Annotated in this window: 21 protein-coding genes; 7 read left to right on the top strand and 14 right to left on the bottom strand. The window is 48.1% G+C overall.

Going from position 1 to position 21,113, the window contains the following annotated elements; translation table 11 throughout:
* Positions 1–338 precede the first annotated feature (338 nt).
* A complete protein-coding gene (locus PAEVO_RS33695; RefSeq protein WP_165789619.1) occupies positions 339–485 on the bottom strand; it encodes a hypothetical protein in 147 nt (48 codons plus the stop codon).
* A 188-nt stretch (positions 486–673) separates the two neighbouring features.
* A complete protein-coding gene (locus PAEVO_RS33690) occupies positions 674–1,174 on the bottom strand; it encodes a hypothetical protein (RefSeq protein ID WP_165789618.1) in 501 nt (166 codons plus the stop codon).
* Between the two features lie 212 nt (positions 1,175–1,386).
* Between PAEVO_RS33690 and PAEVO_RS05940 the strand changes: the two genes are divergently transcribed.
* Positions 1,387–2,079, top strand: coding sequence for a DUF421 domain-containing protein (locus tag PAEVO_RS05940; protein ID WP_100536716.1), 693 nt, complete (start codon positions 1,387–1,389; stop codon positions 2,077–2,079).
* 68 nt (positions 2,080–2,147) lie between these two features.
* On the opposite strand, the gene PAEVO_RS05935 is transcribed toward PAEVO_RS05940, so the two are convergent.
* Both PAEVO_RS05935 and PAEVO_RS05930 read right to left on the bottom strand, forming a co-directional pair.
* Positions 2,148–2,528, bottom strand: coding sequence for a GNAT family N-acetyltransferase (locus PAEVO_RS05935; RefSeq protein WP_100536715.1), 381 nt, complete (start codon positions 2,526–2,528; stop codon positions 2,148–2,150).
* Positions 2,529–2,545: 17 nt separating this feature from the next.
* Positions 2,546–3,718, bottom strand: a complete 1,173-nt coding sequence (locus tag PAEVO_RS05930) for a GNAT family N-acetyltransferase (protein WP_100536714.1) — start codon at positions 3,716–3,718, stop codon at positions 2,546–2,548.
* Between the two features lie 307 nt (positions 3,719–4,025).
* Between PAEVO_RS05930 and PAEVO_RS05925 the strand changes: the two genes are divergently transcribed.
* On the top strand, positions 4,026–4,565 hold the full coding sequence (locus tag PAEVO_RS05925; RefSeq protein ID WP_090911314.1) for an NADPH-dependent FMN reductase: 540 nt from the start codon (positions 4,026–4,028) through the stop codon (positions 4,563–4,565).
* Positions 4,566–4,685: 120 nt separating this feature from the next.
* Here the strand turns inward: PAEVO_RS05925 and PAEVO_RS05920 are convergent, their stop codons facing one another.
* Positions 4,686–5,375 (bottom strand): ArsR/SmtB family transcription factor, encoded by a 690-nt coding sequence (locus PAEVO_RS05920; RefSeq protein WP_100536713.1) that lies wholly within the window; start codon positions 5,373–5,375, stop codon positions 4,686–4,688.
* 97 nt (positions 5,376–5,472) lie between these two features.
* Here PAEVO_RS05920 and PAEVO_RS05915 point away from each other — a divergent pair, with 97 nt between their 5' ends.
* Entirely contained in the window at positions 5,473–6,093 is a 621-nt protein-coding gene (locus tag PAEVO_RS05915) for a flavin reductase family protein (RefSeq protein WP_100536712.1), read from the top strand.
* Between the two features lie 95 nt (positions 6,094–6,188).
* Here PAEVO_RS05915 and PAEVO_RS05910 read toward each other — a convergent pair whose 3' ends face one another.
* Complete coding sequence (locus tag PAEVO_RS05910; protein ID WP_100536711.1) at positions 6,189–7,058, bottom strand: LysR family transcriptional regulator; 870 nt, start codon at positions 7,056–7,058, stop codon at positions 6,189–6,191.
* 126 nt (positions 7,059–7,184) lie between these two features.
* Between PAEVO_RS05910 and PAEVO_RS05905 the strand changes: the two genes are divergently transcribed.
* Positions 7,185–8,099, top strand: coding sequence for a DMT family transporter (locus PAEVO_RS05905; RefSeq protein ID WP_100536710.1), 915 nt, complete (start codon positions 7,185–7,187; stop codon positions 8,097–8,099).
* A gap of 273 nt (positions 8,100–8,372) precedes the next feature.
* Entirely contained in the window at positions 8,373–9,197 is an 825-nt protein-coding gene (locus tag PAEVO_RS05900; protein ID WP_100536709.1) for a TerC family protein, read from the top strand.
* Positions 9,198–9,316: 119 nt separating this feature from the next.
* On the opposite strand, the gene PAEVO_RS05895 is transcribed toward PAEVO_RS05900, so the two are convergent.
* From PAEVO_RS05895 to PAEVO_RS05880, 4 genes are all read right to left on the bottom strand, one after another.
* Positions 9,317–11,053, bottom strand: coding sequence for an ABC transporter ATP-binding protein (locus PAEVO_RS05895; protein WP_100539332.1), 1,737 nt, complete (start codon positions 11,051–11,053; stop codon positions 9,317–9,319).
* A 238-nt stretch (positions 11,054–11,291) separates the two neighbouring features.
* A complete protein-coding gene (locus PAEVO_RS05890) occupies positions 11,292–12,203 on the bottom strand; it encodes an NAD(P)/FAD-dependent oxidoreductase (protein WP_100536708.1) in 912 nt (303 codons plus the stop codon).
* A gap of 196 nt (positions 12,204–12,399) precedes the next feature.
* Positions 12,400–13,386: a phosphotransferase family protein gene (locus tag PAEVO_RS05885; RefSeq protein ID WP_100536707.1), complete on the bottom strand. Its 987-nt coding sequence runs from the start codon at positions 13,384–13,386 to the stop codon at positions 12,400–12,402.
* A gap of 223 nt (positions 13,387–13,609) precedes the next feature.
* Positions 13,610–14,119 (bottom strand): AraC family transcriptional regulator, encoded by a 510-nt coding sequence (locus PAEVO_RS05880; protein WP_100536706.1) that lies wholly within the window; start codon positions 14,117–14,119, stop codon positions 13,610–13,612.
* A 174-nt stretch (positions 14,120–14,293) separates the two neighbouring features.
* Between PAEVO_RS05880 and cypC the strand changes: the two genes are divergently transcribed.
* Complete coding sequence (cypC, locus tag PAEVO_RS05875; RefSeq protein WP_481856493.1) at positions 14,294–15,457, top strand: CYP152 family fatty-acid peroxygenase CypC; 1,164 nt, start codon at positions 14,294–14,296, stop codon at positions 15,455–15,457.
* 108 nt (positions 15,458–15,565) lie between these two features.
* Here the strand turns inward: cypC and PAEVO_RS05870 are convergent, their stop codons facing one another.
* Together PAEVO_RS05870 and PAEVO_RS05865 are read right to left on the bottom strand one after the other, a co-directional pair.
* Positions 15,566–15,976, bottom strand: coding sequence for a hypothetical protein (locus tag PAEVO_RS05870; protein WP_100536704.1), 411 nt, complete (start codon positions 15,974–15,976; stop codon positions 15,566–15,568).
* Positions 15,977–15,990: 14 nt separating this feature from the next.
* Positions 15,991–16,584 (bottom strand): TetR/AcrR family transcriptional regulator, encoded by a 594-nt coding sequence (locus PAEVO_RS05865; protein WP_100536703.1) that lies wholly within the window; start codon positions 16,582–16,584, stop codon positions 15,991–15,993.
* Between the two features lie 174 nt (positions 16,585–16,758).
* On the opposite strand from PAEVO_RS05865, the gene PAEVO_RS05860 reads away from it, so the two are divergent.
* Positions 16,759–17,676 (top strand): aldo/keto reductase, encoded by a 918-nt coding sequence (locus tag PAEVO_RS05860; protein ID WP_100536702.1) that lies wholly within the window; start codon positions 16,759–16,761, stop codon positions 17,674–17,676.
* 49 nt (positions 17,677–17,725) lie between these two features.
* Here PAEVO_RS05860 and PAEVO_RS05855 read toward each other — a convergent pair whose 3' ends face one another.
* Positions 17,726–19,057, bottom strand: a complete 1,332-nt coding sequence (locus PAEVO_RS05855) for an MFS transporter (protein WP_100536701.1) — start codon at positions 19,055–19,057, stop codon at positions 17,726–17,728.
* 144 nt (positions 19,058–19,201) lie between these two features.
* Entirely contained in the window at positions 19,202–20,851 is a 1,650-nt protein-coding gene (locus tag PAEVO_RS05850; RefSeq protein ID WP_100536700.1) for an FAD-binding dehydrogenase, read from the bottom strand.
* Positions 20,852–21,113: the final 262 nt, after the last annotated feature.

Below are 21,113 nucleotides of genomic sequence, written 5' to 3'. Positions count from 1 at the left end.
GCCAGCGTGCTCTTTTCGATCCTCATTCAGACATCCGATAACGGGGATGACTCGGTGTTTTCTAGTTCCATATCTCGATAGTCAAACGACCGATCAGGGTTCAAAAACACAGCTACAAAGGGGTAATTCAAGAAGCAAGCACGGAGGAAGCTTTCACCAATCGCTTCCCTCTCTGGGCAGGTTGTTCCAAGAATCATGTCTTTGATCGTTGCTGATAGTAAAGTACTATAAGTCAGTTTTTTCTAATTGTCAAACAATAATCTGACTGCTATATCCATGTTAACATACATAACTTAATGTCTCCTCTAATACAACGTATGTCAACATCTCTATCATGGTTACTTTTCTTCATTGTTCAAAGATATTTTAAGCAAATACCCAACACCTAAACCGACCAGAACTCCTGGAAATGCACTGCCCAGCGCTAAACCGATCCCCGCTCCAATGATGACGCAAGCGTAAATAATGACATCTCCCTTGTTCATTCCGACCATCTCCCTCTGTATGTATTTATGACGTAGACCGTAATTTTCTATGACAAATACATCTTACAAGATGACGTCGCGTCGCTTTCAAGGGGTTAGCATAAAAAATTTAGGTTCATGAATGAATCCATTGCTGAACAGATCAAAAAAAGCCGCTGCTAACAGCGGCTTTCGTTCATTACAGATGATCACGGGATGTTGTTTATTACACCGATAAATTGTTCTTGACTCTGGGAGTTATAATGCTGGGGTAGTTTCTCCAACAACTGATCGACGCTGCTTTGCAGCGCGATGAACCGGCCTATCCCACTGTCTTCTAACAAGTACACGGACATTTCGTTGAACATCGATTCTTCAATTGAAGAAAGTATGATTTCAACACCATTCATATTCAAATTCGTAGTAGACATCGAATATTTGAATTCTATCAATGATCTGCTTGCCAGATGTAATCTCTCATCTGCATTAATCAATAGATTCATATTTTTCTCCTTCACCTGATCGTCATCCAATTGACTAAGAAATTGACTATAAAACTTTAGTCCGTGAATAAACGTTCTGTATGAACTATTATCTCCCACAGCATGTTTGTTATGATCCGTTATGTAATGGTTACCGAAAACCAAGACTCCTAGAATATTAATCATAGCTGATATAATCAATACCGTTCTCAAAAAGCGATTCTTCACGATTCCCATCCCAGTCCATTAAAAACTCCCGTTTCCCGGTGCTCCGACCAGCTGAATATACCAGAGAGACAGTGCGAGTCATCGTATCACAAGCGGATATTCCTTATCAACAGGAAAGGTTTCCCTATCCGGTTAAATCTCCCTTGTTTCTGCCTGAAGCCAAAGCGTTTAATATCTTACCATATGACATTAACGATGAAGGAGGGTTGTCCATGGATATGGTTATCGATTTAGGAGTCAAACTGATCATCAGCTTTTTCGGGTTATGGATCATCACGTTTGTTACGGGGAGAAAAACCATCAGCCAGCTTACACCGCTTGACTTCTTGTCTTCCTTAATTCTGAGTGAAATCGTCGGGGCAAGCCTCTATGATGATAAGGTAAACCTATATCATTTGTTATTCGCGCTTGCACTTTGGACGACGATGTCTTACCTCTTCGAGAAGGCAACCACCCACTTTGTTAAGTTCGGATATTTAACGGAAGGCCGGGCGGTGCTTCTGATCGATAACGGTAAACTCAACCAAAAATTGCTAAATAAATACGATATGGAATATAAACAGCTGTTATCCATGCTGAGACGGCAAAGCATTTTCTCGTTAACTGAAGTTAAATACGCCATTCTGGAAACGGACGGATCGCTGTCTGTCATGCGCAAACCCGAGTACGAGCCGCCGACAGCCCAGGATATGGGCATGGAAGCCAAGCCGGACACCTTTACGGTAACGGTCATCGACAAGGGAAAGCTGCTCGAGGAATCGATGCTCGGCAAGCACATTGAACAGAGCGTGATCCAATCGAAAGCGCGGGAACAAGGTTTTGACTCCCTGGAAGATATCGCTTATGCGGAATATGGAGATGACGGGAAGCTTTATGTTTATTCCAAGCGGGAGGTTCAGGATTGAACCTGTACCCTCCGCTAAAAAACAAAAAAGCCTGAGTTGTCAGGCTTTTTTTGTTTCGTCTCTACTAACTACAGTGCGAATTCAACGATATATTGTTTGCACACCGTAACATATCCCAGGGACTGATATAAACGTACCGCGCTTAGATTCTCTTCCAGCACATTCAGATACACATCGGGAGTGATTGCACGCCCCTTACGGGTCAATTCCGCGCACACTTTCTTGCCGTACCCTTGTCTTCTCCACGCCGCATCCGTGCCGATATTGCCAAGCTCCACATAATCATCGCTCCGAGAAGGCGTAGAAAGCTCTCCACATTCTGAGAACTGCCCATAGTGAACGGTATGTTTCTTCCGGAACGCCAGGTAGGAATAATATAAGAAATGCTGCTCTCGGTTTATCGTTTCTAAGAGACCCCCCAGTTCTTCAGGCAACAGTCTGCGAATCACCAAGTCTTCTCCCTTTCTCAAAAGAAATCCATGAGGTAGGCTTGACCCGCAGGAATCATCGTCTCCAATTGTGTTATGGCCTTTGGATTTCCTGATAGCCGATGAATGGCATGCAGCGCCTGCGGCCTTTTGTATCCCGTAAACAGCGCCGATAACGTCTGAATATCGGTGGACAGGTCAGGCTGCTCCCCATGATCAGACGGAAGCTCCGACAACTCCGCTTTCCCCTCTTGATTAACGGACAACCTCCATCTGCCCGCATTCCAAGGCGCAACGGAATCTTCCACCTCTATGGTCATTACGGCTTCCTGATGCGCTTCAAAAGTGTACTGCTCCACAAAGGATTTCAAATCTACGATACGGGCCATGAAGTATGGGACGATTTCCTGGGTAACGCGTGGATCCGGCAGCATGAACGGCAGCTGATCATCCCCAGGCACCATTGTCATCGTAACCTGCTCAATCCTGGAATCATGGCTTCCAAAAAAGGTCCAGATTGCGCTTCGGGCTTCTTCATTCAGGTATACAAATTCGTCGCACACGAGATCTTTGTCTTTGAGCTCATATAACGCGTAGCCCGTCGGCTTGCCCTCAGCTGAATAATAAACAACGCTGTGACTGTCCCCCTGCAGCACGAATCTTGTCCACCAAGTGTCATCCCGCACAAGCGTGCCGTTATAGCGGCTGGCATAGGCTTGATACATGCCGTCCAGTGTTGGAATATCGGTTACGCCTCTTACAATGCGGCCAGGCACTTCCACCTTACGTGGGAATTTAGGGACCGGAATGATGTACTTTTTATATTCCGCGTAAAGTTCCCAGCCAAATTTACGATAGAACGGGATCGAAAACGGATGCAGGAAGGAAAGGGTCTGGCCTTTGCCCTTCATCTCCTGCAATGCATGCTTGAGCAAGGTGGATACATGCCCCTGTCTGCGGTTCTCGGGCCAGGTTGCCACACCGGCAATACCGCCCATCTCGAAAAGGTTTCCATGCAAATAAACTTGCAGCGGGATGATGGTCAGTTTCGCTTGCAGCTCTTCTCCGTCAAAAATCCCCCAGAAGCGTTCAGGTTTAAAATGCTTTTGATTGGACTCTCGCTGCTCTGGTGTCAGTGTATATTGAAAGGCATATTCGGATAATTTTGTGCTGATCTCAAACTCGTCGGACCTTAATTGTCTCAGTTCCATACTTGCTTCACCTCTCCAATCTTTATATGTACTATAAGTGCTGAATTACGCGTGTTTTCTCTGCACGGGAATTTTATTCCAGGGCACATGATCAGTATAACATTGCTGCTGCCTATACGGTACAAAACACGTCCGAATCAGGCACATATCCAACCGTACTTGGAAGCACAAAAAAATCGGAATATTTTACACAAACTTTTTGTAAGCTACTTGACAAAGTTAACCCCCTAAGATTATGATTAGCTCATGCAAAATAACAAACACATCACGATAAAAATATATTCAGAATGATCGGGAGGTAAGAACAGTGTCCAAATTGAATATCGGTATCATTTTAGGCAGTACGCGTCAAGGCCGTTTAAGTCCACAAGTAGGTGAATGGGTTAAACGTATCGCTGATGAACGCGGAGATGCAAATTACGAAATCGTAGATATCGCTGATTACAAGCTCCCGCTTTTGGGCGAAGCTGATGCTACAGAGCAAGCTACCGCTTGGAACAATAAGCTGAACAGTCTTGATGGCTTTGTCTTCATCGTACAAGAATACAACCACAGTATTTCTGGCTCTTTGAAAAATGCACTCGATTTTGCTCGAGAGCCATGGAACAACAAAGCTGCAGGTATCGTGAGCTACGGTTCTGTTGGCGGCGCTCGTGCTGCCGAACATCTGCGTGGAATTCTGGGCGAATTGTCCGTAGCGGATGTTCGTGTACACCCGGCGCTCTCGTTATTCACGGATTTTGAGAACGGTTCTGTGTTCAAACCAGCTGATCTGCATCTCGTCAACCTGAATGGTATGCTTGACCAAGTGCTTGCATGGAGCGGAGCATTGAAAACACTCCGTTAATCTCTGATCCAAGGACTGTCCCCTTCATCTTCCGATGAGGCGAGGGCAGTCCTTTTTATTTTTCGGGTACCATAGGTCTTTCAGCGACCATAAGTCTATACCGCAGCCCGTTCCCCGTTCCTACTCCATATCAATCTGGAATGTTTCTTTCAATCCCTTCTTGCCTTCAGGCGTGATGGTTATGGCCCTTGTTCTTGGCAGGCGTTGTATCCAATTTAACTCCAATAACCTTTCAAGCAAGGCATGGCCTAATGCGCCGGCAAGGTGATGACGTCTTTCACTCCAATCCAAGCATCGATGCGTGAAGGAGCGGCGTTTTCGCTTGACTTGTTCCAGATCAATCTGAAATGCCTTAAAGAATACTTCCCCTTTTTCTGTAACCGTAAATTGATTTTCCGTATCGGATATGACTCCTGCGTTAAGCAGCGAATTCGTCAATTGGATTCCCAAGCTCCCTGCAAGATGATCGTAACAAGTTCTTGCCTGACGTATGGCTTCATGCTCCGTAGCTTGGTTTAATGACCTTATTTCGACAGGAGGCGTAATCGACAGAAGGGTTTCCAGGATTTGCGCAACCTCCTGGTTTCGTATTCCGTAATAACGATGCCTTCCCTGTTCTTCGACGGTGACCAGATTCGCCGCTACCATTTTCGATAAATGGAAGCTTGCCGTTTGCGGTTTGATTTTTGCCATGTACGCCAGCTCGCTTGCCGGATGATATCGCCCATCCAATAAGACGGTTAATATAGCCGCTCTCGATGCATCGCTTACGAGTGAAGCTACTTGTGCTACGTTTGGATTCGCATTCATCTTCATTCCTCCTGATGTAATCCATATTTCGATGTGCATCGAATCTTTTCTATTTTACAATGATTTGAGATAGAACAGCTACTTAGGAGGACATTTTATGAAGGAACTTACTGGCATGATTAACACGGACATCATTAAACCGACAATTCTTTACTATGGAACCCCGGTTATTTTACTCAATACGCTAAATGAAGATGAAACCGTCAATATTAGTCCCATATCCTCTTCATGGGCGCTCGGGGAATACATTATTTTAGGAATCGGACTCGGGGGTAAAGCGATAGAGAACTTGGAAAGGCATCCTGAATGCGTCATCAACATTCCCGACCCTTCCTTATGGGAGAATGTTGAGCAATTAGCCCCTCATACAGGAAAATATCCGGTTCCTGATTATAAGGCAAAGAACGGATTTACTTATGAAAAAGATAAGTATGCGACAAGTGGATTAACTCCTGCCGATTCCGTCACCGTAAAGCCTACTCGCATCATGGAGTGTCCTATTCAAATCGAGGCGACAGTGAAAAACATTCGGGTTCCTGACTATTCTTCCATGTTTGCCATTGTCGAAACACAGGCGATCCATGTTCACGCCCATAGCAACATCATCTTGAATGATCATCACATTGATCCCGGCAAATGGAGTCCGCTTATATATAATTTCCGGCATTATTATGGCCTCGGCAACCCGTTAGGCAAAACATTCCGGGCCGAAATATAACCATCGTGATGATGATGATGAAAGAGAGGCCCGCAGCATATGCGGGCCTCTCCCTCGTACACAACCGGCTCGTGTTGATAGCGTCGCTATCGCAGCTACAGCTTGGGATAACTCTTAACATAATTCAAGAATCGCTTCGTAGCTGGAGATATCTCCCGCATGGAGTTTACGGCAATGCCGAGCGATCTGAAGCTCTTCTCCTTCAATTCGATCAACCGTATATTCCGTTGCTGCCCTCGCAGCACCAGTTCTGGAAGAATACTGATGCCAAGGCCCTTTTCGACCATGGCCATAATGGCATAATCGTCACCAAGCGTATATTTGATATCCGGCTTGATCCGGGCCTTCTCCAGCATTCGGTTCACATCATAATCGGAACCTTGGCTGGGCATAATAAACGGTTCATTCTCAATCTGGGACAAGGTAATCGAATCCTCCGAACGGAGCGGATGTTCCATCGGCAGCAATACAAGCATCGGGTCTTGGTGCAGGGGTATCACATCGAATATATCCGACGTTGGAAGTGACAGGAACCCGCAATCAATCTTGCCTTCCGCGATCCAATCCTCAATTTCCCGATAGTCTCCTTCAACCAAACGAATCTCGATATGGGGATAATCCCGCTGGAAATCCTGAATAATGCCCGGCAGCCAGTGAACGCCAACGCTGGTGAAGGTCCCGATGTGTATGGTTCCCAGCTCGATTCCATGAATGGAAGCCACCTGCTGCTCCAAATGTTCGTTCCATTTCAATATTTCCCGTATCGTCTTCAGAATCTCCTCGCCATTGGTTGTCAACTTGGCGCCCGACCGGTTCCGGACCAGCAACGAGAAGCCGAATTCATCTTCCAGGCTGTTGATCATATGGCTGACACCGGACTGCGTAAATCCCATCACTTCGGCAGCTTTGGTCAAGCTTCCGAGCTCGACGACCTTTAGTAGAACTTTAAATTTATTGATACTCACGGGAATTCCTCCTGATCGCTAATGCATGAATTTTTCTCATATATATTATGAAAAACATTCGTTTTACTTGTCTATTGTACGTGAGTATACTGATTCTGTTCAATCACTTGAAGGAGGAAAAAGAACTTGAAACCGCTGAAGGCCGATCTTATGATTTTGTTCATCACCATTTGTTGGGGCTCGTCCTATCTTTTTATGAAAATGGGACTGGATTCGCTAGGAGAGTTTAATTTGATAGCCCTACGCTTTGGATTGGCCTTTCTACTTGCAGGAGTGATTTTTCTCCCCCGCTTGCGCCAGGTTAACGTACAAACGATTCGGTATGCCATGCTCCTGGGCTTTATATTATTTATTATGTTCACGGCGCTTACCTTCGGTCTGAGGACCACGACCACATCCAATGCCGGGTTTCTGGTCAGTCTAACGGTGGTGTTTGTCCCCTTATTACATACGTTTCTATTTAAGAAAAAAATAGAGAACAAAGTGGTTGTCAGTATTTTGCTAGCCTTAATCGGCATCGCGCTGTTAACCATCCAGCTTCCTTTCACATTGAAGATTGGTGATCTGTTCTGCATAGCGGCGGCATTATGTTATGCGCTCCATATCAATATGGTAAGCACTGCCGCGCAGAAGGTTGATACGCTAAGCCTTGGCATCCTACAGCTAGGGTTCACGGGATTGTATGCGTTCATCTCATCTCTGCTCTTTGAAACTCCAGTATGGCCAAGCACGACCAACTCGTGGATTGCTGTCCTTGTTCTTAGCGTGGTATGCACCGCAATCGGGTTCATCTTCCAAACGATCGCCCAAAAATATACAACCGCTACCCGGACGGGACTTGTATTCTCCCTGGAGCCTGTATTCGCGGCATTGGTCGGGTTCTGGTTTGCTCACGAGATCATGAATTCCAATCAATATGTGGGTGCTGCCCTTGTGTTCCTTAGTGTTGTATTATCGAGCGTTAATGTAAAAGTGAGACAACGCTCTACCATCAAGAATAGACCCGTTCCAATGGAGACATATTCTGCTGAATTCAAGTAAAAAAGCTTGACTTATTCCTCAAAAATTTATATCTTTATATCACGGCTTAACTGATGACGATATCAGTTATGCAGGAACGTGATTAAAGGGGAGTAGCTGACACAACAAAGTCGTCATTCCGGGAAAATTCCCCGGCTTTGTTGGCAACGATACGTTGTTTGCGAGACCTTTACCACACTCTGTGGTGAAGGTCTCTTTTTGATTATGGAGGGCCTTCACCTGCCGGTGGAGGTCCTTTTTGCGCCTTCAATTATACAACTAGGAGGAATTGGTATGGAGCTTTTATTGGAGTATGGGTGGGTGCTGTTGGTGCTCATCGCACTGGAGGGGTTGCTCGCAGCAGATAATGCGCTGGTCCTTGCCATTATGGTAAAGCATTTACCTGAGACTCAGCGTAAAAAGGCTTTGTTTTACGGGTTGCTCGGAGCGTTTGTCTTCCGCATCGGATCGCTGTTCTTAATCTCGTTCCTGGTGGACGTATGGCAGGTGCAAGCTATTGGCGCACTCTATCTTCTCTACATTTCGATCAATCACACATTGAAACACTTTATCAAAGGCAAGAAACCAACGGAAGACGCCAAGCCGCTACCGGACAAACCTAAGAAGCAATCCGGCTTCTGGATGACCGTCTTCAAAGTGGAAGTTGCAGACATCGCGTTTGCTGTAGACTCGATACTTGCAGCCGTAGCACTGGCTGTGGCACTGCCGCCAAGCGGTCTGGCGAACATCGGCGGCCTGGACGGAGGTCAGTTCATCGTCATCTTCCTGGGAGGATTCATTGGTCTGATCATCATGCGTTTTGCGGCATCCTACTTCGTGAAGCTGCTGCAACAGCGCCCCGGACTTGAGGTGGCGGCATTCCTCATTGTCGGTTGGGTTGGGGTCAAACTTGCAGTCATCACCCTTGCGCATCCGGATGTGGCCCTTATCGACCATCACTTCCCGGAAAGCTCGATCTGGAAGGCATCCTTCTATATTGTTCTTGTGCTGATTGCCGTTATCGGATGGTTTAGTTCATCGAAGGAGAAAGTGCAAGACGAGGACAATGCAATCAAGGAAGTGGAAGACCAACAGCCTGGGAAAACGCTTCAAGGATAAATTCGGTTTCGGATTGGAACAGGACAACGCAACAACGCAATCTATAGATTGATCCAACTACAGACAAAGGCGATTTGCTGACGGTGCATAAACCGTTCACAAATCGCCTTTCTTCCTGCTTATATGGTTAATTGCATATTATATAAATTCGCATAAGCGCCTTGACGGGCAATTAATTCATCATGCGTGCCCTGTTCCTCAATTCCGTCCTCGGATAACACGACGATTCGCTGCGCATTCCGTACCGTTGTCAGGCGATGAGCGATGACAAGCGTTGTGCGATTATTGCTCAACCGTTCCAGCGACTCCTGGACGGCTCGCTCGCTTTCATTATCCAGGGAACTGGTCGCTTCATCAAAAATAAGAATCGGCGGATTCTTCAGGAACACGCGTGCAATGCTGAGCCGCTGCTTCTGTCCTCCGGACAGCTTGACGCCGCGCTGCCCGATATCCGTATCATAACCGTCCGGCAGTGCCATGATGAAATCATGGGCATTCGCTCTTTTTGCCGCTTCAATGATTTCCTCCTCGCCGGCCTCCATATTGCCATACCGGATGTTATCAAAGACGGTTCCCGCAAACAAATATACATCCTGCTGAACAATCCCGATATGTCTCCTTAACGAGTGCTGCGTGATATCCCGGATATCGCGTCCATCCAGCATAATGCATCCTTCACTTACTTCATAAAAACGCGGAATCAACGAACACAATGTCGTCTTGCCAACGCCGGAGGGACCTACCAATGCCACATACTCTCCGGGCTTAATGTCCAGCGATACCTGTTTTAGCACATAGCCATAGTTATCTTTGTATCGAAAGCTGACGTTCTGAAATGTAATATTCCCCTGAACCTGCGTGATGGCCGCAGCATCAACGGAATCCTCGATATCCGGCTCTACCTCCAGAATCTCCATGAAACGGTCGAACCCCGTAATGCCCTCCTGATACAGCCTGGCGAAATTAACCAGTCTCTGGATCGGTTCGATCAGGATGCCGATGCACAAGAAAAAGGTCAGCAAATCCGCCAGTTCCAGCGAGGCATCCACGATTGCGGCTCCGCCAAACACAATGACCGCTATCGTAATAAGTTGGGTAAACCCGACCAACCCTTCGTGAAAGTAGGTTTCACTCTTATACCCTTCCCTTCTGCTGTCCACGAACCGCCCGTTAGCATAGGCGAACTTTTTCCTCTCCACATGTTCATTCGTAAACGACTTCACCACGCGGATACCCGATAGAGAATCCTCCACCTGGGCGTTGATATCCCCGATCCGATCCTTGCTAACCCGCAGCGCCACATTCATCTTCTTATTAAAATAAAAAGCAAACACAGCCATGACCGGCAGAAAGAGAAATACGATCAAGGTAAGCTTCACGTCAATATACATTAAGATGATGAATGCACCCAGGAACTTCAGAACGGAAATGACGATATCTTCGGGCCCATGGTGATACAATTCGGTTAGCGATAGAATGTCATTAGTTGTGCGGGTCATGAGCTGTCCTGTTTTGTTCTCATCGTAGAAACCAAAAGACAGCTTCTGAAAATGGTCAAACAGCTCCCGTCTCATGTCACTCTCCATATAAGCCCCCATCATATGTCCTTTATAGGAGATGAACATATCGCAGAAAGTATGAATGAGGACCATGGCCAGCATGATCGCACCCACCGCATAGATTTGGTTCAGCGGATTCGGGGAATTCCCTTCCAACACGTTAATGGTGATATACCTTATACACAGCGGAAGCATCAGTGTAATTGCCGAAACAACAAAAGCGCATGCCAAGTCTGCAACTAACAACCCCAGATACGGTTTATAATAGGACAAAAATTTCTTGGTTCGAGAATTCAAATATATCTCCTCCATAATGTCGGAGGGTTAAATGCTCATATCCCTCCAAACTTGATTCATGATGTACTCGATTGTTTTTCTCATTCCCAACACCCTTCCTTTTACTTGATGACTCCATCATACCCAAAAACGGTACCACCCCGGAGTGTAAGAATCATTTATAATCAAAAAATCCCCTAAGGGTATAAAAAAGGCAGACATGGATTCTAACCAAGCCTGCCTTTCGCATATTCATGTTTTAACGATTCCAGCGTTCGTTAAGCAGCTCACCATTGATGGCTACTGCAGCCATAGCTCCCATCGAAGCGGCGGCTATGACTTGATACATTTCGGTGGCTGCATCACCGGCGCTGTAGACGCCTGGCACGCTCGTTTTGCCGAAGGCATCAATGACCACGCTTCCGGCTTCATTGATTTGACAGCCGATCGCGGCCGGCAATTCAGAGCCGGAGACCAGCTTCGGCGCGAAAAAGATGCCCGTGCATGGAATAACGTTTCCATCGTCCAGCACGACTTGCCGTACCATCCCTTCGTTCGACTCAATGCGATGAATCGGGGAGCTGAATACGGGGATGTTATGCTCCTCCATTTCTTGTCGTTGTTCATCCGTCAGTTCATCCGGTCCATGGGTACAGATTGTATAATGATCACTCCAACCTGCAATGACTTTGGCAAGGTGCGCTGCACCCGCACCCTTGGCAATCACGACAAGCGGCTGATCCCGCAGTTCCCATCCATCGCAATAGGGACAGACGAAGGCGCTTTTTCCATATACGTCTGCCAATCCGTTAATATCCAAGGGGCTATCTTTCTTCCCGACGGCAAAGAGGAGCTTTTTACTGCGGTATACCGTCCCTTGCCTTGTTGTAATTTGAAAATCACCATCAACACCTGTAACCGAAGCGGCAGTATCCTCTACAAAACTTACAGAGGGATAAACGCTAATCTGTTCCCTTGCGATCCTGCGAAATTCCGATGGGCTGACACCGTCTCGGGTAAGAAAACCATGGGACTCGCGGGTAACCCTATTTCGCGGCTTCCCTTCATCAATCAGCACCACATGTTTCCTCGCTCTCCCCAATACCAATGCAGCATTCAAGCCTGCCGGCCCCCCGCCAATAATAAGGACATCATGCATTTGTTCACTCATTTATACCAACACCTTTCTGGATCTTTAATGTCCATAATAAGAACGCAAGAAGACAAGACTTCTTGTTTCTTTCTCCGCGCCCAAGGAAGATTGCCATGGACAAATATCATTATAGACTTATGACATCCATTATAGACAAACGAAATCTATAATGCAATTCAATTTCTTTATTACGATTTAAGAAGCGAATAAAACCTCAGCCATTCGTCGTAACCTGAACGGTTTCCGCAATCAAACGCTGTAGATCATGCATTCGATTGGGCGTGGCCAAGCTGGAATGGGTTAACATATCGCACAAGGCAACCAGATCCTCAAGCTTGGATAGGATTTTCCAGTGATCATGCAGAACCACTCCTTCCTCACGATATGCACGAATAAAGTTCGTTTCAAATACAGATCCATTGCGTTCGTATCGAAGCATATTGGCAATATCTACGTATCGGTTCCATGAAAAAGCCTCCTCCCAATCAAGCACTGCCGAAACCTCACATCCTGCAGCACCATTCCGCATCAATATATTTAAGCCGTTATAGTCCGAATGAACAAGAACGGGTGTATCTTCAATCTCCGACAATAAATGACTATACGTTCGGCTGAAGGACCATACCGATTGAGCCAACTCTTCCCCGAGCCATTGGCCGCATGGATCCTGAAAGAGGCTTTGTTCCATAAATACGAGAAACCGTTCCCCGTCCATCCTCATCGGATCCTGGACTTTCATGTCCCCATTGATGAAACCGGACTCCGTAAATGTGTGCTTGTGTATGTTGGCGAGAATGCGTCCGGCGGAGGCTGCGGCGGCGATGAGATCCTGCTCGCTTCCGCCCTGCATCACATCACGAAGAAGAACGCCTTCCTTCCACTCCATTACCGCCCATGGTTTATCGAATTCGCTGCAGGTCATATCGGCATAGAGATAATCAGCAACAGGAACGGTTTGGCGTACCTTTCGAATGATAGCCAGTTCTTTGTCGGCAATCTCACGACCTTTCCTGAATAAGCGCAGCACGTAAGGCTCTGCACTGTCTTCCAGACGAATTTTGTAGTTGGTATTGCTAAGTCCGGTACCGATCCGTTCAGCGGCTGCTACTTTTTTACCGGGGAATACGGGTGCCATCATATCTTGAATTTGTGTGATGTCTAGTTGCATCGGGGGAACTGAGCGTTCCCATCCCTCTTTCATCTTGATGCCCTCCTATTATGAAAAATTTAACAAACCGCAAGGCGTATCCGTTATTACCTGTACCAATCGCCCTCTCGCCTTACCAACAAATGGCCAACAAGCATCGAAACATACAAATTCTGGCGATCAGGTTCTGGCGTGTAGTTTACATAACTGAATCAGAAGAATAGATAAGAGCCACTCCATCAAGTGGCTCTCATTCATACAAAGCGAATGGTTTGTCTCATTTCACATAAACACCGTAGTCCAATATGACATTCCCCTGTTCGTCCGGCGTCATGAAACGGATATGGTGATAGCGTTCGAAGAACCACGGGTTCTCGTCCAGGATCCAGCCTTGTTCGGCGATTTTAGCCATACATGCGTTATGGGGTTCCATACCGAAGAGCTCACCGTTATCCCTATTACCGTATAACCAACAGATCCCCACATCGCCTTCCGCCAGATCCGCATAATCATATCCGTCCGGAGCTTCCGTGTGCTCCGGGAACAGCATCCCGATCCAATATTCAAACTGATTTCCGCTCATTCGCATGATTCCGTATGAAGAACCCTCAGATTCAGGCAGTGCGCCAAGCTTCCCGATCTCTTCGAACCAGCCATTGGCGGACCATTCATCCCATCGGTCCGCGAAGCTTCCTGCCGCATTCCGGTGCTCATCGGAATACCGTTTGCCGATCAAGCGTGTTGACGGGATATGTTCTTTATATACTTTGGTTACTTCTGCTGTCACGATCCTCACCCTCCTGCTTCATTTTTCGTTATGTACATCTAATTGAATTCTCGCGCTAGCCTGAGAATCCTGCAAAGGATAGACCCAATATTTCAACTCGAGATGGGCTAGTCTTTAGACATGGGAGTAAAAGCTTGGTTTGTTCAAATCGGATGAGAACGGGTAAACAGAACCATCGGCTTTCAATCTGATCTATTCGAGACGCGTCTATTGGGGGAGCGAGCGATCTGCATGCGCGGAGAAGAAGCGGCCAGGCTTTTTTATGACCAGGAGAAGTTTGTTCGAAGCGGTGCAGCGCCGAAACGCGTGCTGAAAACCCTGTTCGGTGAAGACGGTGTACAGACGCTGGATGACGAAGAGCATCATCATCGCAAAACGATGTTCATGTCCTTGATGTCCAAGGAAGCTCTTCGCAGCATGAGAGAAATTACGCGTAAACATTGGGAACTGGCTGTAAGTCGATGGGAATCCGAGGATAAGGTCGAGATGTATGAGGAAGCTCAAGAAATGTTATGCCGGGTGGCCTGTGAGTGGGCGGCTGTGCCGCTTCCTGAAGCTGAAGTGAAAGAGAAAACGAGCTGGCTAGCTGCTATGATCGAAGCAACAGCCGCTTTTGGAATCAAGCATAGGAAAGGAAGAAATGCCCGTGCCAAAGCGGAAAAATGGATACAAGAGCTCGTAGTTGACGTGCGCAGTGGAACAATAGACCCGAAGCAAGGCAGTACCCTGCATACGATGTCCTGGCACCGCGATCTTAGGGGCGAGCTTCTGGATAAGGAAACCGCAGCGGTAGAAATCATTAACATTCTCCGCCCTATCGTAGCGGTTGCCATATACGTGTGCTTTACTGCTCTAGCTGTCATTCAGCAGCCCGAAGAGCGTGAACAATTGATGACGTCCGACGAGAAGCAGCTCAAGAATTTTGTTCAGGAAGTGCGGCGGTTCTACCCATTCTTCCCCTTTGCGCCTGCGCGCGCAAGGAAGGATTTTACCTGGAAGGGATATGCATTTGATAAAGGCGTGCTCACAATCCTTGACTTATACGGAACGAATCATCATCCCGGTCTGTGGGATCAGCCGGAGCTGTTCAAGCCGGATCGTTTCGATGATTGGAACGGGAGCCCCTTTAACTTCATCCCTCAAGGAGGCGGAGATCATCATACGGGACATCGCTGTGCCGGGGAGTGGATTACGCTTGAGATCATGAAGGAGAGTCTGGACTTTCTGGCGAACAAGATGAGTTATGAAGTGCCTGTACAGGACGTAAGCTTCAGCTTTCACGATATGCCGTCTCTTCCCCACAGTCGAATCGTTATTCGGAAAGTCAAAGCGTTGTAATAAAAACTACTAGGATATGAAGCGGTAGTCAGGGGTGACATCAGGGGTGCAAACTTAAGCATTCCAACTACCGCTGACTTTTTTCCTTAAGGCGTTAATGGTTATGGTTTAACCGACCTTATCCTCATCGCTCAATCCGCTGGCTTGAAACGCTTGTTCTTTCCCATCATAGCGAGCCAGGGAATGCACCTTGCGGTCTTTAACGCACAATACCGTAAATACGATCGCTTCCCCCTTGATACGGCCATCCTCATCAAGCCAAGTCCCATGCTGCTCCAGTACGATCCATTCATCCTTGGCGTAACGATTTAGCGTAGCCAGCTGCAGATTCGCTCGTTCCAGCCACTCCTCCAAGTCCGCATTATTCATGAACCCGGCGCCTCGTGGACCTGCAATCTCAATTTGGGGTGCGGTTAAGCCAAGCAGTCCTTCCAGATCTTTATGGTTGGATCGATCCACCCATTGTTCCGCCGTTTCAATCGTCATCAACGTCTGATGGTGTGCCGAATTACATTCCATTCCAATATCACTCCTTATGCTCGGATGCCGTTCAAATAATGAAGCGTAGTATACTTCACAAAATCTGCATGTGACATGCTATCTTCCCTAACTAGGATGGAGTACACAAGAGGATCCAGTAATTGCATAAGCTGCAAGGCGGAGAAATGCGTCGGCAAATCTTCGGTGAATACCCGCTCCTTCTTCCCTCGCTCAATGATTCGCTCCAAACAGTCGATCACTTCATCCTGAACGCTCTGGAGCTCTTTAGCCTTTGCATCCGCGAAGATGGCACCCATATCCGGAAAACTCGTCAGCACGAAGGTAAAAAACGAGCTGGATAAAGCTTCGTCTATGATCCGTTCCACCTGTTGAACCGGATGGAAATCCTCGCTAACCGTCGATTCCACGATCTGCCGGAATTCCATTATTTTAGGTTTAATGAGCTCAAATACAAGCTCCTCTTTGGATTTATAATGCAGATACAATGTACCTTTTGCTATCTCTAACGCATCTGCGATGTCACTCATTTTTATGGCATGATAACCGTTGTCCGTAATTAGCCGCTCAGCTGTTTGAAGGATTAGCTCTTGCCTCGCCTCAAATTTCTGTTCGCGTTTACTCAACACATCACCCCACTTCTCATTGAAATTGACCTTTCAGTCATTTATGACTCATGAGTCATTTTATTTCAAACGAACTCTCTTGTCAAATTTAAGCTTGTACACCTTGCCCCCTGCATGTCACAATAAACTAGAGACTGACAGCACAATCAACCTATTTTGAACGGGAGGACCGTAATCATGAAAACGATGAAGCTTGGAAGCAGTTCACTGGAAGTACCTGTTGTAGCCGTTGGTTGCATGCGTATAAATTCGCTGGAAAAAGCGGAAGCCGAGCGTTTCGTGTCATCCGCACTGGAGGAAGGCGCTAACTTCTTCGACCATGCCGACATATACGGCGGCGGAGCTTGCGAGGAAATTTTTGCAGATGCGATACATATGAATGCAGAAGTCCGCGAGAAGATCATTCTGCAATCGAAATGCGGGATTCGTCAGGGCATGTTCGATTTCTCCAAAGAGCATATCTTGAATTCCGTCGATGGCATCCTGAAAAGACTCAAAACCGAGTATCTCGATGTACTCCTTCTTCACCGTCCGGATGCGTTAGTTGAGCCTGAAGAGGTGGCTGAAGCATTCGATAAACTCGAAAGCTCCGGTAAAGTGCGTCATTTCGGCGTATCCAACCAGAATCCGATGCAAATCCAGCTTCTGAAAAAAGCAGTGAAGCAGCCGCTCGTAGCCAACCAGCTGCAGCTAAGCATCACGAACACCACCATGATACAGAGCGGGATCAACGTCAACATGGAGAATGACGCCGCAGTTAACCGTGATGGCAGCGTGCTGGATTTCTGCCGACTTCACGACATTACGATTCAGCCTTGGTCTCCTTTCCAATACGGGTTCTTTGAAGGCGTATTCCTTGGAAGCGACAAGTTCCCTGAGCTTAATCAGAAGATCGATGAAATTGCGGAAAAATACAACGTAACGAATACCACAATTGCCATCGCATGGCTTCTTCGTCACCCTGCACATATGCAGCCGATCATTGGGACGATGAACATCAGTCGTTTGCAAGACTGCATTAAAGCCGGCGATGTAACGCTCACCCGCGAAGAATGGTATGCGATTTACCGTGCGGCAGGCAACATCCTGCCTTAAGGCCCGTTACAACACAGCCTCCTATCGACTACGATAGGAGGCTGTTTCATTATAATGCCGCGCTGTTTGAGGATGTCGAAGGTTTGCGCTTGTTCACCGAGCTTAGACAAACAGGTATCATCACCAGCGACAGCAAACCTCCCGCAATCGAGAGTGTACCGTAACTGGTATGGGCAACGACCATACCGGATAAAGCGCCGCCCGATGCTCCCGCTAAAGCAATCAAGACATCCACCGTTCCCTGTGTTCTGGCGCGGGCGGAAGGATGGGTAGCATCTATGATGAGCGCCGTTCCGCTGATGAAGCCAAGGTTCCAACCCAGCCCCAGCAAAGCCAGCGCCGTTATGATCAGCGCCATGGATTCGGCCGGAGCCAAAGCGGCTAGAATCCCGGAGCTCAGAAGCACGGCTCCGGAAGCGATTGACATGCTGATGCGGCCAATTTTGTCCACGAGGAAACCTGTGATTAACGAAGGCAGGTACATCGCTCCGATATGAATGCCTATCACCAAACCGACCGCACTCAGGTCGTGGCCGTGATGTTTCATATGGACGGGCGTCATGGTCATGATGGAGACCATGACCACCTGAGTCAATATCATCACGCAGGCTCCAACCAAGATTCCCCGTTTGTTTCGTTCTGATCCGTTTACCGTTCCGGCCGAAGAATCACCGGAAATTTTAATTTTAGCTTCCTCAATCGCTTGGGCAATCGCATAGGGGTCCGGGCGCAGGAATACTAGCAGGATCAGGCCTGCCAGAATAAAAGCCACGGCTGCCAGAATAAACGGTCCCGCCAATCCAGGAATCCCGAAGGATTCCGCAACGTTCCCCATAACCCCCACCAGATTCGGACCCGCAACGGCACCAAAGGTGGTGGAAACCATCGCCATGCTGACCGCTCCCGCCCGCTGTGAAGGTTTAGCCAAATCCGTGCCTGCATAACGAGCTTGCATATTCGTTGCGGTACCTGCACCGTATATTAACAACGAAGCGAACAGCAGATAGATATTTTGATAAACAGCAGCCAATATGACTCCGATCGCGGCAATCCCACCCGCCAGGAATCCGGCAGCCAAACCCGGCCCTCTACCATATTGCTGGGTAAGCCGGCCAATATACCAGGCACCCAGAGCGGAACCGACCGTGATTAGGGCAACAGGGATTCCTGCATAGCTGTCGGTCTTGAGCATATCCTGTGCCAGAAGCGCACCGACCGTCAATCCAGCAGCCAAGCCAGCCCCACCGAATATTTGCGAGAGGATCACAACGATAAGGGTCTTTTTATACAGCTTGTTCTGCAAATCTGGCGAATCTATGTAAGATTGAATATGGGATAGCCGTTTTGTCTTGGTTTCAGCAATATCCTGATCATGGGACATGGACATTCTCCTTTCATGTGCTACCAAACAGAATACCATAAACGATCTTACGATAAGAAGAAATTTTCATTTCACTTGGCAAGATAGGAATTGCCCGCTAAATTAAATCTGCCGTGCGTTAGCCGAAACATGAATGCCCTATCATCAGAGCCTCGCAATGCTCCGGCCCGCCTGTCTCCCTGTGAACAGACAGCCTCCCAGAAACGTTCCCTCCAATGCACGGTATCCATGAACGCCTCCCCCTCCGAATCCCGCAACTTCTCCAACCGCGTAGAGTCCGGGAACCGGCTCGCCGTTTGCATTCAGTACCCGGCCAGATAGATCCGTCTGCAGCCCGCCCAACGTTTTCCTGCTAAGAATATGTAAGCGTACCGCGATCAAAGGGCCATGGGCCGGATCCAGAAATTTATGCGGCTTGGCTACGCGTACCAGACGATCGCCGATGTAATTCCTTGCACCTCGAAGCGCCGTAATCTGCAGATCCTTGGTAAATGCATGGTCCATCTCGCGGTCTCTCGCAGCCAGCTGACGCTCCATGTCCACCTGCTTGATCAGATCGCTGCCTGTCATTTTATTCATGCCATCCACTAGCTCGGGCAGTGAATCGGCAACAACAAAGTCCTCTCCATGATCCAGGAATGCCTGCACCGGCCCCGGGATACCTGAACCTACTCTGCCTAACACCTTGCGGATGCTCTTTCCGGTCAAATCCGGGTTTTGCTCTGATCCGGACAAGGCGAATTCCTTCTCTATCACTTTTCTGGTGAGAATGAACCAGGAATAATCAAAGCCGGTATCCTGAATGGCTTTCAGGGTTCCCAGCGTATCGAAGCCCGGGAAATTCGGGGCAGAGAGCCTTTGCCCTTTGGCATCAAGCCAAACAGAAGAAGGGCCCGGCAGTATCCGGATTCCGTGCTTTGACCAGACCGGGCTCCAATTCTTAATCCCTTCGGTATAGTGCCACATCCGGTCTCTATTGACGACCCGCCCACCTGCTTTCTCCGTTATTCCGAGCATCCGTCCATCCACATGCTCGGGAACGCCAGAGAGCATCGTTTGCGGAGGATGACCGAGCCGAGATGGCCAATGCTGCCGGATCAGCTCATGGTTGGCACCGATTCCTCCGCTGGAGACAACGACGGTCTCTGCAAAAAACTCATAGTCGCCGACCACCTCCCGCGTGCTTGCTTCGCCGCGATAAGCCGAACTCGGAGCAAGGACTGAGCCTCTTACGCCTGTAACGGCACCCTCCTGCGTGATAAGTCCATCCACTTGGTGACGGGGGCGATAATCAACCATTCCTGAGCGTATGGCGTCTCTGACCCTGGACTCGAATGGTTGCACGACTCCAGGACCTGTTCCCCACACAATATGAAAGCGCGGCACGGAATTGCCATGCCCCTCCGCGAGATACCCGCCACGTTCGGCCCAGCCTACAACGGGAAAGAATCGGACCCCTAAAGAATGCAGCCATGCCCGTTTCTCGCCGGCCGCAAAATCAACATAGGCCTCTGCCCATTTCCGCCCCCATCGATCCTCGTCATCCTCCCGATCGAAACCAGCGGCTCCCAGCCAGTCCTGCCACGCCAGTTCACGGGAATCCTTGATGCCCAGTCTTCGCTGTTCCGGCGAATCAACAAGGAATAACCCGCCAAAAGACCACCATGCCTGCCCGCCCAGCGAGCTTTCCGGTTCCTGATCAAGCAGCAGCACCCGCTTGCCGGCCTCGGCTATCTCCGCGGTTGCCACAAGACCGGATAACCCCGCTCCCACCACGATTACGTCATATTTCATACGTGCACCCCCGTTTATCGGATATAAACAAGCAGGACCTGCAACACTCTGGCAATAGCACGTCTGGTTGTTTAAACATGATATTCTCCGAATTGGAAGCGTTTCCCTCTTGCTGCGAATCGGAATCGCAGAACCTCATGTCGTATTCATATAGTGTATGCCTTCCCTGTGCCACAAACTTGTTTAACACCAAAAAAAGTGAACCCCAAATGGATAAGGGTTCACTTTATGGTTAGCGTATCTGCGTTTCGTTCCAATGGAT

Origin of the sequence: Paenibacillus sp. GM2FR, from assembly GCF_002803325.1 — a bacterium.
GTDB classification, from domain to species: Bacteria; Bacillota; Bacilli; order Paenibacillales; family Paenibacillaceae; genus Paenibacillus_AQ; species Paenibacillus_AQ lautus.
The sequence above is the reverse complement of the archived record's forward strand: the minus strand, read 5'-3'. Positions and strand labels throughout refer to the sequence as shown.

Excerpts from the sequence above, each read along its gene's own strand:
- PAEVO_RS33695 (WP_165789619.1), bottom strand. The coding sequence starts at position 485 with ATGAACAAGGGAGATGTCATTATTTACGCTTGCGTCATCATTGGAGCG.
- PAEVO_RS05940 (WP_100536716.1), top strand. The coding sequence starts at position 1,387 with ATGGATATGGTTATCGATTTAGGAGTCAAACTGATCATCAGCTTTTTC.
- PAEVO_RS05930 (WP_100536714.1), bottom strand. The coding sequence starts at position 3,718 with ATGGAACTGAGACAATTAAGGTCCGACGAGTTTGAGATCAGCACAAAA.
- PAEVO_RS05920 (WP_100536713.1), bottom strand. The coding sequence starts at position 5,375 with ATGAATGCGAATCCAAACGTAGCACAAGTAGCTTCACTCGTAAGCGAT.
- PAEVO_RS05915 (WP_100536712.1), top strand. The coding sequence starts at position 5,473 with ATGAAGGAACTTACTGGCATGATTAACACGGACATCATTAAACCGACA.
- PAEVO_RS05900 (WP_100536709.1), top strand. The coding sequence starts at position 8,373 with ATGGAGCTTTTATTGGAGTATGGGTGGGTGCTGTTGGTGCTCATCGCA.
- PAEVO_RS05890 (WP_100536708.1), bottom strand. The coding sequence starts at position 12,203 with ATGAGTGAACAAATGCATGATGTCCTTATTATTGGCGGGGGGCCGGCA.
- PAEVO_RS05885 (WP_100536707.1), bottom strand. The coding sequence starts at position 13,386 with ATGAAAGAGGGATGGGAACGCTCAGTTCCCCCGATGCAACTAGACATC.
- PAEVO_RS05870 (WP_100536704.1), bottom strand. The coding sequence starts at position 15,976 with ATGGAATGTAATTCGGCACACCATCAGACGTTGATGACGATTGAAACG.
- PAEVO_RS05860 (WP_100536702.1), top strand. The coding sequence starts at position 16,759 with ATGAAAACGATGAAGCTTGGAAGCAGTTCACTGGAAGTACCTGTTGTA.
- PAEVO_RS05855 (WP_100536701.1), bottom strand. The coding sequence starts at position 19,057 with ATGTCCCATGATCAGGATATTGCTGAAACCAAGACAAAACGGCTATCC.
- PAEVO_RS05850 (WP_100536700.1), bottom strand. The coding sequence starts at position 20,851 with ATGAAATATGACGTAATCGTGGTGGGAGCGGGGTTATCCGGTCTTGTG.